Here is a 15184-nt window from a genome sequence, read left to right on the forward strand (position 1 = left end):
CGTCGTCATGAAAGCGAGATCGGTGAAGCTCGACAGGCAGGCCAGGGCGCTGGCCGCGGTGCTGTTGGCGACGGCACTCGGCGCCATGGCGCTGTCCGCTTGCGGCAGCGATGAGAACCGCCGCGGCGCAGCGGCGCCCAGCATCACCGGCGGCGCCGGTAGCGCGGGGTGCGGCGGTAAGAACAAGCTGACGGCGGAAGGCTCGACCGCTCAAGCGAACGCGATCACGGTCTTCAACCAGGTGTGGGGTCAGTACTGCCCGGGCAAGGGTCTGGCCTACAACCCGACCGGGTCGGGCGCCGGCCGCGAGCAGTTCATCGCCGGGCACGTGGATTTCGCGGGAGCCGATTCTCCGTTGGTCGCCGAGCAGATCGGCCCCGCCGCCAGTCGGTGCGGCGGGAACCCGGCATGGGACCTGCCCCTGGTGTTCGGTCCGATCGCGCTCGCCTACAACCTGCCGGGGAATCCCGCCCTGGTGGTCAGCAGTGACGCGGTGGCCAAGATTTTCACCGGCAAGATCACCACGTGGAACGACCCCATCTTGGCCGGCCTCAACCCGGGTGTGGCGCTGCCCGACACCAGGATCACACCGATCTACCGGTCGGACTCGTCGGGAACCACGGACAACGTGCAGAAGTATCTGACCGCCGCCGCACCGCAGAGCTGGGCCAAGGGGGTCGGCACGGAATTCCAGGGAGGCGTCGGCGAGGGCGCGGCGAAGTCGTCCGGGGTCATTCAGGCGGTGCGGACCATTCCGGGCGCCATCGGATACGTCCAGAAGGGGTTCGCCGACCAGGCCGGCATGTCCTACGCCAAAATCGCCACCCGCGGCGGGATTGTCCCGCTCACCAACGACACGGCCGAAAACGCCATCAAGGCGGCCCAATTCCTCGGCGAGGGAAACGACCTGTTGCTCGATCTCAACGCCATGTACGGCTCGCAGGAGCCGGGCGTCTACCCGCTGGTGCTCGTCACCTACGAGATCGTGTGTTCCAAGGGCTACGACGCCGATACCGCCGGGGCGATCAAATCGTTCCTCTCCGTGGCCGCCACCAGCGGCCAGGCCGAACTTTCCTCGGCCGGCTACATTCCGTTGCCCGATAAGGTCAAGGAACGACTGGTCGCCGCGATCGATGCGCTGCAGTGACCAGGTGAATCGGGTTCCAAGGGGCGACAGCAGAACTGTGGCGGGATCGCGGTGACGGGGTTTTCAGGGCCAAACCCAATCGACGCAGGCTCGGGCGCCGTCCTTGCCGCGTCGTTTCCCGAGTCGTCGACGGCACCCACCAGCCCCTGGGGCGAGGGGCGACCGCATGTGGGAGACCGGGTATTCCGGTGGCTCGCGCAGGCCTCGGGTGTGCTGATCGTCGTCGTGATCGCCGCGATCGCCGTGTTCCTGCTCGGGCGCGCGGCCCCGGCGTTGCAGCGCAATCGCGAGAACTTCTTCAGCTACGGCGGTAACTGGGTCACCACCGACACGTCGGCGATGCATTTCGGGATCGCCAGCCTGCTGCCGGTCACCGTATTCGTGTCACTGTTCGCGTTGACCTTGGCCATGCCGGTCGCGCTGGGCGTCGCCCTTTTCATCACGCAGTACGCGCCCCGGCGGATCGCGACGCCGCTGGCCTACGCGGTCGATCTGCTGGCCGCGGTTCCCTCGATCATCTACGGCGCGTGGGGTCTGTACGTGTTGGCGCCGCAGCTGCGGCCCCTCGCCACCTGGCTCAACCGCTCCCTCGGCTGGTGCTTCCTGTTCGCCGACGGCAACGCGTCGGCCGCCGGCGGCGGCACCATCTTCACCGGCGGCATTGTCCTGGCGGTGATGATTCTGCCGATCGTCACCGCCGTCACCCGCGAAGTGTTCATCCAGACACCGCAGGACCAGATCGAGGCGGTGCTCGCGCTCGGCGCCACCCGGTGGGAAGTGGTCAAGACCGTCACGCTGCCGTTCGGGCGGTCGGGCTACATCAGCGGCGGGATGCTGGGGCTGGGCCGCGCGCTGGGCGAGACGGTCGCGCTGCTGATCATCCTGCGGGGCACCCAGTCGGCGTTCGGTTGGTCGCTGTTCGACGGCGGCTCGACCTTCGCCACCACGATCGCGGGCGCCGCGGCGGAATTCGACGACCGATTCAAGTCGGGCGCGTACATCGCCGCGGGCCTGACGCTCTTCGTGCTCACCTTCCTGGTCGACGCCCTCGCCCGGGGCGCCGTCGCCGGGGCCGGCCGAAAGGCCGCCCGATGACGTCGATGTTGGACCGCCCGCTCAAGTCGCGGACGTTCTCCCCGCTTTCGCGGCGCCGTCGTACCGCGAATCGTGTTGCGACCGTGTTGGTTTCATTGGCGTTGCTGGTGGCCGTGGCGCCGCTGGTGATGGTGCTGTGGTCGGTGACCGTCAAGGGATTCAAGGCGATCACCTCAACCGTGTGGTGGTCGCACTCGCAAGCCGGGATGACGGCCTTCGTGACCGGCGGCGGCGCCTACCACGCGCTGGTCGGCACCGTGCTGCAGGGATCGGTGTGCGCGGTCATCTCCATCCCGATCGGTCTCATGGTCGCGATCTATCTGGTCGAATACGGCGGCGGCACCGCGCTGGGCCGGTTGGCCTCGTTCATGGTGGACATCCTGAGCGGGGTGCCCTCGATCGTGGCGGCGCTGTTCATCTATGCGTTGTATGTGGCCACGCTGGGCCTGCCCCGCTCCGAGTTCGCGGTATCGCTGGCGCTGGTGTTGCTGATGCTTCCGGTGATCGTGCGCGCGACCGAGGAAATGCTGCGGATCGTTCCGGTGGACCTGCGCGAGGCCAGCTATGCGCTGGGCATCACCAAGTGGAAGACCATCGTCCGGGTGGTCATTCCCACCGGGCTGTCCGGCATCGTCACCGGGATCTTGCTGGCGATGGCCCGGGTGATGGGGGAGACGGCGCCGCTGTTGATCCTCGTCGGTTATGCCCAGTCGATGAACTTCAATATCTTCAGCGACTTCATGGGGACGCTGCCAGGCATGATGTACAACCAGACGTCGGCCGGCGCGGGCCTCAACCCCATCCCCACGGATCGGTTGTGGGGGGCCGCGTTAACCCTCATCCTGGTGATCGCCGCGATCAATATCGTGGCTCGAGTGATAGCGAAATTCCTTGGCGCCAGAAAGTCATAGGCAGGAGCAGTAGTGGCCAAACGGTTGGACCTCAAGGGCGTCAACATCTATTACGGGTCGTTTCACGCCGTCGCGGAGGTGACGCTGACGGTTTTGCCGCGCAGCGTCACCGCGTTCATCGGTCCGTCGGGTTGCGGCAAGACGACGGTGTTGCGCACCCTCAACCGCATGCATGAGGTGGTGCCCGGCGGTCGCGTCGAGGGCAGCGTGCTCCTCGACGACGAGGACATCTACGGCGCCGGTGTCGACCCGGTCGGCGTGCGCCGAGCCATCGGGATGGTGTTCCAGCGTCCGAACCCGTTCCCCGCCATGTCAATTCGCGACAACGTGGTAGCCGGCCTGAAGCTGCAGGGGGTGCGCAATCGCAAGGTGCTCGATGAGACGGCTGAATACTCGCTGCGCGGGGCGAACCTGTGGGACGAGGTCAAGGATCGGTTGGACCGGCCGGGCGGTGGTTTGTCCGGCGGGCAGCAGCAGCGGCTCTGCATCGCCAGGGCCATCGCCGTGCAGCCCGATGTGCTCCTGATGGACGAGCCCTGCTCGGCGCTGGACCCGATCTCGACGATGGCCATCGAAGAGCTGATCAGCGAGCTGAAGCAGGCCTACACCATCGTCATCGTCACCCACAACATGCAGCAGGCGGCCCGGGTCAGCGACTACACCGCGTTTTTCAACCTGGAAGCCGTCGGAAAGCCGGGGCGGCTGATCGAGGTCGACGACACCGAGAAGATCTTTTCGAACCCGAATCAGAAGGCGACCGAGGACTACATCTCCGGCCGCTTCGGCTAGCCCGACGACGAAGCAGCTCGCGGAGCGAGGTGTGAGGAGTTGGGCGATCGAACCAGCCCGACGACGAAGCAGCTCGCGGTTACTGCGAGGGCGGTTTCGCTTCTTCCTCGGGCAGTCTGCCGGTGGCCTGGAAAATGACGCGCCTGGCCACCTCGACAGCGTGGTCGGCGAAACGCTCGTAGAAGCGGCCCAGCAACGTCACGTCGACGGCCGCCGCCACGCCGTGCTTCCATTCCCGGTCCATGAGCACCGAGAACAGGTGCCGGTGCAGGTCGTCCATCGCGTCGTCTTCTTCGCGGATCCGGGCCGCCTTTTCCGGGTCGCGCGACAACACCACCTCTTGGGCGCTGTTCCCCAATTCGACTGCGATGCTGCCCATTTCGGCGAAGTAGCCGTTGACCTCTTCGGGCAGCGCGTGCTGGGGATGCCGCCGCCGGGCGATCTTGGCGACGTGCAGCGCCAGCGCACCCATGCGGTCGATGTCCGCGACCATCTGAATGGCGCTCACGATGGACCTCAGATCGCCGGCGACCGGCGCCTGCAACGCCAGCAGCACAAAGGCGCTTTCCTCGGCGCGCGCACTCATCGCGGCGATCGCTTCGTGGTCGGAGATCACTTGTTCGGCCAGCACCAAGTCGGCCTGCAGCAGGGCTTGGGTGGCCCGCTCCATGGCGATTCCCGCCAAGCCGCACATCTCGCCGAGCCGCTCGGTTAACTCCGAGAGCTGCTCGTGGTAGGCGGTTCGCATGTCGTCAAGGATACGTTCCCCGCGTCCGAGACAGGCCGCGGAGCGCCGTCAAAAACGCTTATTCGCAGGTGGTGTCGGCCGCGTTGGTGACGGTCAGGTCCTCGGGGAGCTTGGCCGGCGCGTTGCTCGAGCCGCGTTCGATCTGCAAACTCATCGGCGAGCCGCTCGGTGAGGGAGCGGTGACCGACTTGAAGTCCGGGCCCAGTACCACCTGCACGACCTGCCCGTAGCCGGAAACCCGCTGAACCTTGGCATTGGCGAACGAGGACGCCACGGTGGCCGCGGCCTCTTCGTTGCCGGGCGAGAACAGAACCGTCGTCGCGGTCACCGAACTCGGATAATCGTCGGGCGTCATCACGTTGAAGCCGTCCCGCTTGAGCTGGGTGGTTGCGGTTGCCGCCAGACCGGTCTGCGTGGTGGCGTTGGAAACTCGTACCGTCACACCGCTTGGCGAGGTCGTGGTGACCTGCTCGTGTTGAGCCTCCGGCGTCGGGGACGGCTTCCTGGTGGTCGGGGCTTTCGACGCTCCCGTCGTCGTGCCCGAACCAGGTGAGGCGCTCAAATTCTTTGCGTTCTGGTCGTTTTCCTCTGGCAGCGGATCGTCGTTGATGATGGCGTCGAACAGCGCCCGCATATCGGACATGCGCGGCGGCTCGTCGCCGTTCTGGTCGGTGACGCCGGTCGGCACCGTCACGAACGTGACGTGGCCGGCCGCCATCCCCTGCAGCGACTGACCGAGCTGCACCAGGTCCTTGGACTTCACGTTGTCGACGACGGTGTCGCTGATGAACATGTTGACGACGTTGTTGAGCTTGTTGAGGTCGAGCAATGTGTCCGCCGAGATCAACGACCTCAGCAGCGACGACAGGAACAACTGTTGGCGTTTGATGCGGCCGTAGTCCCCGTTGATCTCCGTGGTGACCTGGCGGGCCCGCACGTAATTCAACGCGGTGGAGCCGTCGAGAACCTGGCGGCCGCCGTGTTCGAGCACGGTGCCCAGCTCGTAGTCGTGCAGCGGGGTGCTCGAGCACACCTCGACGCCGCCGAGGGCGTCGACCATCTTCGCGAACCCGGAGAAGTCGACGGCGATGAAGCGGTTGATGCTCAATCCGGACAGCTTCTGGATTTCCTTCACCAGACACTTCGGACCGCCGAACGCGAACGCCGAGTTCAGTTTGGTCTCGGTGTAGACCATCTTCGGTCCCCACGTCTGCGTCTTCTCGTCGTAGAGCGGGCCGTACTTGCCGGTGGTGGGGTTCCAGGCCTCGCATTGCATCGGGGTGATCGCCAGGTCGCGCGGGAAGGACACCGCCACCACGCGTTTGCGGTTGGCCGGGATGTTGACCAGCATCACGGTGTCCGAGCGGGCGCCGTCGGCGTCGTCGGTGTCGCCGGCGCCCATGTTGGCGTTGTCGCCGGCGCGCGAGTCAAGGCCGACGATCAAGAAGTCTTCGTCGCCGTACTGCCCGTTCGCGTCGCGGATGTCGTCGGAGTGCGGGTCGAGCGCGTTGATGGTGTTGAGCCTGGCGTTCTTCGACGTGCTCCACTGCCATGCCCCGCCGGTCATCACCAGGGCCAGCACGGCGGCCAGCGCCGCTATCGAGCGTCCGGCCAGCAGCATCGGGCGGCGGCGTTTGGGCTCCTCGGCGGCGGTGTCGACCGCGTCGGAAGGCGGCTCGCCGGGGTCGTCGTCGCTCGGGTAGTCGGCGTCCATGAGCTCGCGAAGCTCGGAGACCGCGTCGAAGGAATAGGCGAGGTCGTCGATGACCTGTGTCTTCTGCATCTCGAGCGGCGGTTCGGGCTCGAAGACTTCGGATTCGGGCTCGAAAAATTCGGGCTCGGGCTCGGGGGCGGCGCGTCGGTGAACGGGCCGGTCGGGGGCGCCGATCTTGGCGATCAGATCGGCGACGCTGACCCCGCCCGCGGCGTGGCTTCCCGTGTGCTCGGTGTCGTCTTCCTGCGGCGCGGCAGGCGCGGCAGGCGCGACGGCGGCCTCTGGCTGCCATCGGTGGAGGTTGTCGTCGGGCGGTGGTTCGAAGAATCGTTCCCAGGGGGCGGCGCCCAAGCTCGGCGACGGGCCGGCTGGGATCGGTTGGGCGTGAGCCTCGCCCGGTGCGTGCCGACCGTTACGAGTGGCGTCGCGCTCGCCGTCACTCATGTCCTACCGGCCTCCGAAGCTCTGATGCAGACGTCATCGTGTCCGTGCGTCGTGGCAGCGCAGCGCCGCTTTTGGGGCGCAGCGGGGCGTGCCAACCGTTTTTTCGTCGCGCCCGTGCGGCGGCAGGAAACTCATCCGCCATCCAAGCGCACGCAACAAAGCCCACATCGTACTGAGTTATCGGCCCGGAAGCGATCTCGAGCCGGTGGACTCAGCCGCCCGAATGCATGACGTCGGCACCGGCCGGCACGGTGCAGTCGTCGGGGTCGTCCAGCCAGCCTTCCGGGAGCACGACCCTCGCCGGTGAACCCTGCCGGCCCCGGGGGCCGCTCGCCTCGTCCGGGAAGGGCACGCTGCCGTCCAACCGGTCGAGCAGGCTGTCCAGCTCGTCGAGCGTCTTGACCATCGCCAGCGCCCGGCGCAGCTCGGAGCCGGCCGGAAACCCGTGCAGGTACCAGGCGATGTGCTTGCGGATGTCGCGCATGCCCTTGTCCTCGCCGAAGTGCGCGGCCAGCAGCTGCCCGTGCCGGCGGACGATGTCGGCGACCTCGCCCAGCGTGGGCGGGGTGGGCGGTGGGCTGCCGGTGAACGCGGCCGACAGCTCGGCGAAAAGCCACGGTCGGCCCAGGCAGCCGCGGCCGATGACCACGCCGTCGCATCCGGTGGCGGCCATCATCGTCAGCGCGTCGCTGGCATCGTAGATGTCACCGTTGCCGAGCACCGGGATCGTGCGCACATGCTGCTTGAGGCGGGCGATCTCGTCCCAATCGGCGGTGCCGGAGTAGCGTTGCGCCGCCGTACGGGCGTGCAGCGCGACCGCGGCGGCGCCCTCGGCTTCGGCGATGCGTCCGGCATCGAGGTGCGTGTGGTGCTCGTCGTCGATGCCGATGCGGAACTTCACGGTCACCGGTATCGGGGTGCCCTCGGTGGCGCGCACGGCCGCGGCGACGATCTGGCCGAACAGCCGCCGCTTGTAGGGCAGCGCCGAGCCGCCCCCGCGCTTGGTGACCTTGGGCACCGGGCAGCCGAAATTCATGTCGATGTGATCGGCCAGGCCTTCGTCGGCGATCATCTTGGCGGCCGCGTAGGTGGTCGCGGGGTCGACGGTGTAGAGCTGCAGCGAGCGGGGCGACTCGTCGGGGGCGAACGTGGTCATGTGCATGGTGACCGGGTGTCGCTCGACGAGCGCGCGGGCGGTCACCATCTCGCAGACATAGAGTCCGCTGACGGTGCCGACCTTGGACTGCTCCAGCTCACGGCACAGCGTCCGGAATGCGACGTTGGTAACGCCCGCCATCGGTGCCAGTACCACCGGGCTGGCGAGCGCGATGGAACCGATGCGCACCGCTTGGTTACCGCCGGCTCATGGTCAGCGTGCCCGCGGTCTGATGCAGCTCGGCTGCCGTGGTCCTCTTGCCGGTGCGGGCTTCACGGTCGAGCTGGCGCTGCTTGGAGACCTCGAACTTGTCGCAGGTTTGCTCGAGCTCCTTGATCAGCACACCCAGATCGTCGCGCAAGGCGGCGGCCTCACCGGTGAAGTCCTCGCGCTCGAAGATGCGCCATTTCCTCAACACCGGCATGACGACCTCGTCGAGGTGGATGCGTGGGTCGTACACGCCGCCGACGGCGATCATCACGGCCTTGCGCCGGAACTCGGGCACCTGGTAGCCGGGCATCTGGAAGTTGCGCAGCACCTTGTGCAGCGACTTCATCGCCTGATTGGGCGCGATCTCGAACCCGGCCTCGGTGACGTCGCGGTAGAAGATCATGTGCAGGTTCTCGTCGGCAGAGATCTTGGCCAGCAACTGGTCGGCGATCGTGTCGTTGCACGCCTTACCGGTGTTGCGGTGCGAGATCCGGGTCGCCAACTCCTGGAAGGTCACGTAGGTGACCGAATCGAACAGGCTCTCGGCGAACAGGTCTTCCCGAACCTGGTGGTTCTGGCCGGGACTGAAGCCGCGGTTGACCACCTCGATGCGCAGCTTCTCCAGCTCGATCGGGTCGACCGCGCGCGTGACCACCAGGTAGTCGCGCAGCGCGATGCCGTGCCGGTTCTCCTCTGCGGTCCACCGGTTGACCCACTGGCCCCAGGGGCCGTCCATGCTGAAGTTCATCGCGATCTCGCGGTGGTAGGACGGCAGGTTGTCTTCGGTCATCAGGTTCTGGACCATCGCCACCTGGGCGACGTCAGTGAGCTTGGATTGCCCCGGCTCCCAGTCCTGCCCACCGAGCGCGTAGTAGTTCTTGCCGTCCGACCACGGGATGTAGTCGTGCGGGTTCCAGTTCTTGTGCATGCTCTCGTGCCGGTTCAGGTACTTCTCGACGGCCGGCTGGAGTTCGTGCAACAGCTGTAGGTTTGTCAGCTCGGCTGACATAGGGCCTCCAGTTATCTGTGTCGATGGGTAGCAGTCAATATATCTGTGTACTTCGGTAGCAGCAAGTTCCTCATCAGGCGTGGCTGATAACGGTTTGACATCGCGATCAGCCCCCAGTTTTACGGCTTGCCGATGCGGCCCAATCGAAAACCCGTTACTGCGAATTGCCGAGCTCTCCGGCGGGGACGTACGGGGCCGCCGTGATGTAGAGCATGTTGATGCAGTAGTCGATGAACTGTTTGCGGGTCGCCCCGAGCTGGCCATGCAGGTAGGCGGTGAACAGGCTCGACAGGCCGCCGACCAGGCTGGTGGCGATCATCTTCTGCAGCACGGCATCGCCGATCCGGGACAGCTTGCGCTGCAGCAAGTCGATGAAGTTGGGCATCCACTCCGCGCCCGACCGGGTCAGCACCGGCTCCACCGCGGGCGCCAGCAACAGCACCCGCCCGCGGACGGGGTCGTCCACCATCAGTTCGACGAAGCGTTCGACGGCCTCCCGCGGGGTCGTCGCCGACGTCAGGGTGTTCATCGCGCGCGTGCAGACGTCGTCGTAGACCGCGCGGACGAATTCGTCACGGTCGGCGAAGCTTTCGTAGAAGTAGCGCTCGGTCAGCGCCGCCTTGCGGCACACCGCGCGCACGGTCAGCGCCGGTCCCCCGGAACCGCCGAGCAGCTGCACGCCGGCGCTGATCAGGTTGTCACGACGAAGCGCGAGGCGACTCTCCAAGGGGACGCCGGTCCAGCGCCCCCGTCGTTGACCCGTCTGCACATCGCTCCTAAGCTGAAAATGACAACGGCCGTAGTCAAAAATTTAGATACCTACAGGAATCCAATAGTGACTCAAGATACGTCCGCATCGCACCCCCTGACCAGCGACGCGACCGGCGCCCCTGAGCAGTCGAGTTCGGCCGGACCGACCGACGGGTCCAGCGGCGTCGCGGCGGGCTGCCCGGTATCGCCCCTGGGCTACGAGGCGCCGCCGGCACCGCTGGGGCCCGATTCCCTGACCTGGCGGTATTTCGGGGACTGGCGGGGCATGCTGCAGGGCCCGTGGGCCGGATCGATGCAGAACATGCACCCCCAACTGGGCGCGGCGGTCCTCGACCACTCCACCTTCTTCCGCGAGCGGTGGCCGCGTCTGCTGCGTTCGTTGTATCCCATCGGGGGAGTGGTCTTCGACGGTGACCGCGCACCGGTCACCGGCGCCGAGGTGCGCGATTACCACACCGACATCAAGGGGGTCGACGACCAGGGCCGCCGCTACCACGCGTTGAACCCCGACGTCTTCTACTGGGCGCACTCCACCTTCTTCATGGGCACCATTCACGTGGCCGAACGGTTCTGTGGCGGGATCACCGAGGCGCAGAAGCGTCAACTGTTCGACGAACATGTCGAGTGGTACCGCATGTACGGCATGAGCATGCGGCCCGTGCCGAAGTCGTGGGAGGAGTTCCAGGCCTACTGGGACCACATGTGCCGCAACGTGCTGGAGAGCAACGAGGCCGCACGTGCCGTGCTCGATCTGAGCGTATTGCCCAAACCGCCTTTCGCGCAATGGATTCCGGATCCCTTGTGGGCCATGCAGCGCAAATTGATGGCCCCGTTTTTCGTCTGGCTGACGGTCGGCCTGTACGACCCTCCGGTGCGGGAGCTGATGGGCTACCAATGGTCGCGCCGCGACGAGTGGCTGCACCGGCGTTTTGGCGACCTGGTTCGTTTCGTATTTGCCCTGGTGCCAAGCAGATTCCGTAAGCACCCGCGGGCCCGTGCCGGTTTGGACCGCGCCAGCGGGCGAATCCCGCTCGATACCCCGCTGGTGCAAACTCCGGCGCGCAACCTGCCGCCCGTCGAGGAGCGCGGGGATCCCAAGCACTACTGCCCGATGGTGTCTTAGCCGTACGACGATGCAGCCCGCGGACCGGGGTGTGAAGGAGTACGGCAATTGTGCCCTGAGCCCGCTGGGTCGCCGTCCGCCCTAGGCGTGGGCGTGGGCGTGAACGTCCTCGAGTCCCGCCTGGTGCACGTGCCGATGATTGTGTTGCGTCCCGTCGGCGTGCGCGTGGGAGTGCTCGTGCTCCACATGGTCATGCTCGTGGGACGTGTGCGCGTGGGCGTGCGTCACGTCGCCGTGCTGATGCGCGTGCGCGTGGGGCGCGTCGTGGGTGTGCTCTTCGCTCATCGGTGATGCCTCCTTGGGTGAAATGCCTTGTGCTTCCGGCCCGCTCAGCGGCTGGCGCTGCGGTGTCGGTTCGGTGTGGGCGACGATCCGGCTACCGCCTTGAGGCTGTCGTCACCGCGGTGGTGACCGGGAACCCCGGGGCCGGCGTGCTCGGCGTTGAAAACGGCGTCGATGACGAGCTGGCGGACGTGGTCGTTCTCCAGGCTGTAGAAGACCGTGGTGCCTTCCCGGCGGGTGCGGACCAGACGTGCCATCCGCAACTTCGCGAGGTGCTGGGAAACCGACGGCGCCGGCTTGCCCACGTGCTCGGCGAGTTCGTTGACCGACATCTCGTGGTCGGTCAACGACCAGAGCACCTGCACGCGGGTGGCATCGGCCAGCATCCGGAAGACTTCGACCACCAGGCCTGCCTGGTCGTCGGGGAGGCGCCCTTTGCTATTACCTGCATGCATACGCAGATATTAGCGAAAGACGGCGGGCTGCCAAGCGGCTCAGGCCGGCGGGACGACCGTCGTCTGGCGCCGGCCGCCATTGCGCTCGTTCCAGAGCCTGTAGACCTCTATCGCGCCCTGGCGGGGGTCGTAGCGCATCGGCAGGCGCCGCCGGTCCCAGTCCTTCGCGAATTCGTCATAGAACGTGGACAACTCGAAATACTTGCGGTCATCGGCGTAGTACTGCTCGTAGCTGTCGCGGGTGGTCAAGAACACGACCTCCCGGGGCGAGCAGTAGTACAGCGAACCCAGGCACATCGGGCACGGGTGGGCCAGCACGTAGATCGTGGCGTCGACGAGGTGTTCGGTGCCCAGCTTCATGCAGGCCTCGCGGATGGCGAGTATTTCCGCGTGGGCGGTCGGGTCGTTCGTCTGGGCCACCTGGTTGGCGCTCTCGGCGAGCACCTCGCCGTCCTTGACGATCACCGTGGCGAAGGGGCGGCCGCCATCGGTCACGTTGCGACGAGCCAGTTCGATCGTTCGTTGAGCGAAGTCGGTCACGGGTCCTCCGGTGCAGGACGGGAGCAGATAAGTCGGAGAGTAGCCCTGTCGGTGCCGCACCGAGCCTGTGATGTTAACTAGATTGTCTATCTTTTTTCGGACCCGACTGAAGGGGCATCATGGCGCGCACCGATCGTGATCGTTGGGACCTGGCGACAAGCGTCGGGGCGACGGCGACCATGGTGGCCGCCCAGCGGGCGCTGTCCTCCGACGCGAAGTTGATCGACGATCCGTATGCCGCCCCGCTGGTGCGGGCGGTCGGGATCGACGTCTACGTCCGGCTGGTGAACGGGGAAATCGCGGCCGAGGGGAACACCGAGTTCGATCCCCAGCGGATGGCGCAGGGAATGGCCTGCCGAACCCGATTTTATGACCAGTTTTTTCTGGACGCGACCCGCAGCGGCATCGGCCAGGCCGTGATCCTGGCGTCGGGCCTGGATTCCCGCGCCTACCGCCTGCCCTGGCCGGCCGGGACCGTCGTCTACGAGGTCGACATGCCAGAGGTCATCGAGTTCAAGACCCTGACCCTGGGCGATCTGGGCGCGGAGCCGACCGCCGAGCGGCGCACCGTCGCCGTCGATCTGCGCGACGATTGGGCTTCGGCCCTGCAGGCCGCGGGATTCGATCCGCAGGCCCCCTCGGCGTGGAGCGCCGAAGGCTTGGTGGTCTACCTGCCGGACGAAGCTCAGGACGCGCTGTTCGACAACATCACCGCGCTCAGCGCCCCCGGCAGCCGCCTCGCTTTCGAATTTGTGCCCGACACTGCAGTTTTCGCCGACCCGCGGTGGCGCGCCCACCACGACCGGATGAGCGAACTCGGCTTCGAGATCGACTTCAACGACCTCGTCTATCACGGCCGGCGCAGCCATATCGTCGACCACCTGAACCGGCGCGGCTGGCAGACCTCCTCGACAACGGTCGCGGAGCTGCACGCGGCGAACGGATTCGCCTACGCCGACGACGACGTCGCCGCGGCCTTCGCCGATGTGACGTACTGCAGCGCTGCGCTCGGGTGATGAGCGGTCATCGGTCGCGCGCGGCGAGCGCCATGCGCGATGTGGTGCCCCCACTAGGACTCGAACCTAGGACCTGCGGATTAAAAGTCCGTAGCTCTACCAACTGAGCTATAGGGGCCGCGGAGATTCAGGATACTTGGACCGAAAACCCGGCTCGTTTGAGGATTGGGCACACCGTGACCTAAGCTGACGTGGCTCCCAACGAAACCACGTTGCGAGTACCCCGGAGTGATTCGGTTCTGGCCCCCATCGTCTAGTGGCCTAGGACGCCGCCCTTTCACGGCGGTAGCACGGGTTCGAATCCCGTTGGGGGTACGCGACGCGGTGACGCGGAGCAGCAGCAAGGCCCTGTGGCGCAGTTGGTTAGCGCGCCGCCCTGTCACGGCGGAGGTCGCGGGTTCGAGTCCCGTCAGGGTCGCCAGCGCGGCGAGGCACTCGCTGCCTTCCGGCCAGGTAGCTCAGTCGGTACGAGCGTCCGCCTGAAAAGCGGAAGGTCGGCGGTTCGATCCCGCCCCTGGCCACCAAGTATCTGTGCATTTCAGCGCCCCTTTTCGCTCTGTCTACGAACTCGTCATCACCGATTCGGACTCGGCGATGGGGCCAATATGGGGCCAAAAACGAGGTGCCGTCGCTGCCAACTCTGTATCGGATCCGTCCCCCTCGACTCTCCGCTGTCTTCGAGCGGAGCCCTACGCGACATGCGCGTGGCCAGTGGCGATTGCACTAGCACCTGCGAGGCACAATTGCGTCGTGCCCGTTCGCTGGTCAGTCGTGGCTGCCGACGACTGGGCTGTCGCTGGCCTCGAGAGCCAGGGCCAGCATCCGCACGACTGGCTCAAACATCCGTCGAGAGAGCGTACCTGGCTGTTCAAACCCGCACGGCCAGAGCGCGATCGTTCCCTCGGGGAAGACACTGTGGAGAAGCTCGGAAGCGAGATGGCTCGGCTGGTCGGAGTGCCGGCGGCCACGGTCGAACTAGCCACTCGGGGCGGGGTGCGTGGCGCATTGGTTGAAGACGTGCGATTGCCAGAGTGGGAATTGCAGGCAGGGCAGGCGCTAATGCCAGAGGTGGTTATCGATTACGACCCGACTGATCCTGAAGCGCGCGGATACAATGTCGGCTCTATCAGGCAGGCACTCACACGGTTTGGATCACCGCCAGGCTCATCGATGCCTACGTCGTTTCGGGCTTTCGATGCGTTCGCAGGATATCTCCTGTTTGACGCGTTGATCGCGCATGGAGATCGCCACGACCGCAACTGGGCCGTCCTTGTGCCGCCGCCGGACGTATCCGAGCCCTCTTTCGACCACGCAGCTAGCCTCGGCTTTACGTTGAGCGACGAACTGCGCGCCGAGCACTTACGCGACGGAACAGTGATGAAATGGGCAGAACGTGGGCACGCGAGCCGATTTGAGCATCGCAAGGGCACGCGTTGGCAGACACTCGTGGACCTGGCAGGCGACGCCATCAGACTCTGTGGACCGAGCACCCGCGAGTACTGGCGTGAACGGATACTGTCGCTTGAACGGCGGACCGTTGAGGACCTATTTGCTTCTGCCCCAGGGATGACGGAGACTGCGCACCGTTTCACGGTCGAACTCGTCAAGATTAATCGAGAGAGGTTGCTCGATGTCCTCGCCTGAATTGCTGTTATCGCGGACGTCAATGGCCACGCGACGCTTCGCTGTCGCATGGCGGAACCGGCGGCGACGCTTAAATTACGCCGGTGGCCGTACTAGACCACGGTGCCAAAGGCTATCGATTCCAGTACCT

General features: G+C 66.0%; 14 protein-coding genes, 4 tRNA genes and 1 pseudogene. 10 read left to right on the forward strand and 9 right to left on the reverse strand.

Annotated features, from left to right (window positions below):
* Nucleotides 1-22 precede the first annotated feature (22 nt).
* From pstS to pstB, 4 genes are read left to right on the forward strand one after another with little or no spacing between them, the layout of a single operon-like run.
* Entirely contained in the window at nt 23-1147 is a 1125-nt protein-coding gene (gene pstS, locus JF781_RS05505; protein WP_374109669.1) for a phosphate ABC transporter substrate-binding protein PstS, read from the forward strand.
* A 51-nt stretch (nt 1148-1198) separates the two neighbouring features.
* The gene (pstC, locus tag JF781_RS05510) at nt 1199-2242 is read left to right on the forward strand and encodes a phosphate ABC transporter permease subunit PstC (RefSeq protein WP_225327830.1); all 1044 of its coding nucleotides are present in this window, start codon (nt 1199-1201) and stop codon (nt 2240-2242) included.
* Nucleotides 2239-3153, forward strand: a complete 915-nt coding sequence (gene pstA / locus JF781_RS05515; RefSeq protein ID WP_225327829.1) for a phosphate ABC transporter permease PstA — start codon at nt 2239-2241, stop codon at nt 3151-3153. Before pstC ends, pstA begins: the two co-directional genes overlap by 4 nt.
* Nucleotides 3154-3165: 12 nt before the next feature.
* Nucleotides 3166-3942, forward strand: a complete 777-nt coding sequence (gene pstB / locus JF781_RS05520) for a phosphate ABC transporter ATP-binding protein PstB (RefSeq protein ID WP_225327828.1) — start codon at nt 3166-3168, stop codon at nt 3940-3942.
* A 79-nt stretch (nt 3943-4021) separates the two neighbouring features.
* Here the strand turns inward: pstB and phoU are convergent, their stop codons facing one another.
* From phoU to JF781_RS05545, 5 genes and pseudogenes are all read right to left on the reverse strand, one after another.
* Nucleotides 4022-4690, reverse strand: coding sequence for a phosphate signaling complex protein PhoU (phoU, locus tag JF781_RS05525; protein WP_225327827.1), 669 nt, complete (start codon nt 4688-4690; stop codon nt 4022-4024).
* A gap of 58 nt (nt 4691-4748) precedes the next feature.
* Nucleotides 4749-6848, reverse strand: coding sequence for an LCP family protein (locus JF781_RS05530; protein WP_225327826.1), 2100 nt, complete (start codon nt 6846-6848; stop codon nt 4749-4751).
* A 211-nt stretch (nt 6849-7059) separates the two neighbouring features.
* A complete protein-coding gene (gene dusB / locus JF781_RS05535) occupies nt 7060-8193 on the reverse strand; it encodes a tRNA dihydrouridine synthase DusB (RefSeq protein ID WP_225327825.1) in 1134 nt (377 codons plus the stop codon).
* Nucleotides 8194-8200: 7 nt separating this feature from the next.
* Complete coding sequence (locus tag JF781_RS05540; RefSeq protein ID WP_225327824.1) at nt 8201-9223, reverse strand: acyl-ACP desaturase; 1023 nt, start codon at nt 9221-9223, stop codon at nt 8201-8203.
* A 129-nt stretch (nt 9224-9352) separates the two neighbouring features.
* Nucleotides 9353-9992, reverse strand: a pseudogene (locus JF781_RS05545) (TetR/AcrR family transcriptional regulator); the annotation flags it as partial.
* A 66-nt stretch (nt 9993-10058) separates the two neighbouring features.
* On the opposite strand from JF781_RS05545, the gene JF781_RS05550 reads away from it, so the two are divergent.
* The gene (locus JF781_RS05550; RefSeq protein WP_225327822.1) at nt 10059-11117 is read left to right on the forward strand and encodes an oxygenase MpaB family protein; all 1059 of its coding nucleotides are present in this window, start codon (nt 10059-10061) and stop codon (nt 11115-11117) included.
* 81 nt (nt 11118-11198) lie between these two features.
* On the opposite strand, the gene JF781_RS05555 is transcribed toward JF781_RS05550, so the two are convergent.
* The 3 genes from JF781_RS05555 to JF781_RS05565 are packed head-to-tail and all read right to left on the reverse strand — an operon-like array spanning nt 11199 to nt 12394.
* The gene (locus tag JF781_RS05555) at nt 11199-11402 is read right to left on the reverse strand and encodes a zinc transporter Slc39a7 (protein WP_225327821.1); all 204 of its coding nucleotides are present in this window, start codon (nt 11400-11402) and stop codon (nt 11199-11201) included.
* A gap of 44 nt (nt 11403-11446) precedes the next feature.
* On the reverse strand, nt 11447-11854 hold the full coding sequence (locus tag JF781_RS05560) for a metalloregulator ArsR/SmtB family transcription factor (RefSeq protein WP_225327820.1): 408 nt from the start codon (nt 11852-11854) through the stop codon (nt 11447-11449).
* Nucleotides 11855-11893: 39 nt separating this feature from the next.
* The gene (locus JF781_RS05565; RefSeq protein ID WP_225327819.1) at nt 11894-12394 is read right to left on the reverse strand and encodes a nucleoside deaminase; all 501 of its coding nucleotides are present in this window, start codon (nt 12392-12394) and stop codon (nt 11894-11896) included.
* 119 nt (nt 12395-12513) lie between these two features.
* On the opposite strand from JF781_RS05565, the gene JF781_RS05570 reads away from it, so the two are divergent.
* Nucleotides 12514-13410 carry a class I SAM-dependent methyltransferase gene (locus JF781_RS05570; RefSeq protein WP_225327818.1) on the forward strand — a complete coding sequence of 299 codons (897 nt, stop codon included), beginning with the start codon at nt 12514-12516 and terminating at the stop codon, nt 13408-13410.
* Between the two features lie 42 nt (nt 13411-13452).
* Here JF781_RS05570 and JF781_RS05575 read toward each other — a convergent pair.
* Nucleotides 13453-13528: transfer RNA gene (locus JF781_RS05575), tRNA-Lys, on the reverse strand.
* 124 nt (nt 13529-13652) lie between these two features.
* On the opposite strand from JF781_RS05575, the gene JF781_RS05580 reads away from it, so the two are divergent.
* From JF781_RS05580 to JF781_RS05595, 4 genes are all read left to right on the forward strand, one after another.
* A tRNA-Glu gene (locus JF781_RS05580) sits at nt 13653-13725 on the forward strand.
* 29 nt (nt 13726-13754) lie between these two features.
* Nucleotides 13755-13831 (forward strand) — tRNA-Asp (locus JF781_RS05585).
* Nucleotides 13832-13857: 26 nt separating this feature from the next.
* Nucleotides 13858-13934, forward strand: a tRNA-Phe gene (locus tag JF781_RS05590).
* Between the two features lie 247 nt (nt 13935-14181).
* Complete coding sequence (locus JF781_RS05595; RefSeq protein ID WP_224113137.1) at nt 14182-15054, forward strand: hypothetical protein; 873 nt, start codon at nt 14182-14184, stop codon at nt 15052-15054.
* Nucleotides 15055-15184 lie beyond the last annotated feature (130 nt).

It is taken from the genome of Mycobacterium sp. WUMAC-067 (genome assembly GCF_020217485.1).
Taxonomy (GTDB): domain Bacteria; phylum Actinomycetota; class Actinomycetes; order Mycobacteriales; family Mycobacteriaceae; genus Mycobacterium.

What these genes read in the sequence shown, in the direction of transcription:
- JF781_RS05530 (WP_225327826.1), bottom strand. Translation starts at nt 6,848, where the DNA reads ATGAGTGACGGCGAGCGCGACGCCACTCGTAACGGTCGGCACGCACCG.
- pstA (WP_225327829.1), top strand. Translation starts at nt 2,239, where the DNA reads ATGACGTCGATGTTGGACCGCCCGCTCAAGTCGCGGACGTTCTCCCCG.
- JF781_RS05540 (WP_225327824.1), bottom strand. Translation starts at nt 9,223, where the DNA reads ATGTCAGCCGAGCTGACAAACCTACAGCTGTTGCACGAACTCCAGCCG.
- phoU (WP_225327827.1), bottom strand. Translation starts at nt 4,690, where the DNA reads ATGCGAACCGCCTACCACGAGCAGCTCTCGGAGTTAACCGAGCGGCTC.
- JF781_RS05560 (WP_225327820.1), bottom strand. Translation starts at nt 11,854, where the DNA reads ATGCATGCAGGTAATAGCAAAGGGCGCCTCCCCGACGACCAGGCAGGC.
- JF781_RS05555 (WP_225327821.1), bottom strand. Translation starts at nt 11,402, where the DNA reads ATGAGCGAAGAGCACACCCACGACGCGCCCCACGCGCACGCGCATCAG.
- JF781_RS05570 (WP_225327818.1), top strand. Translation starts at nt 12,514, where the DNA reads ATGGCGCGCACCGATCGTGATCGTTGGGACCTGGCGACAAGCGTCGGG.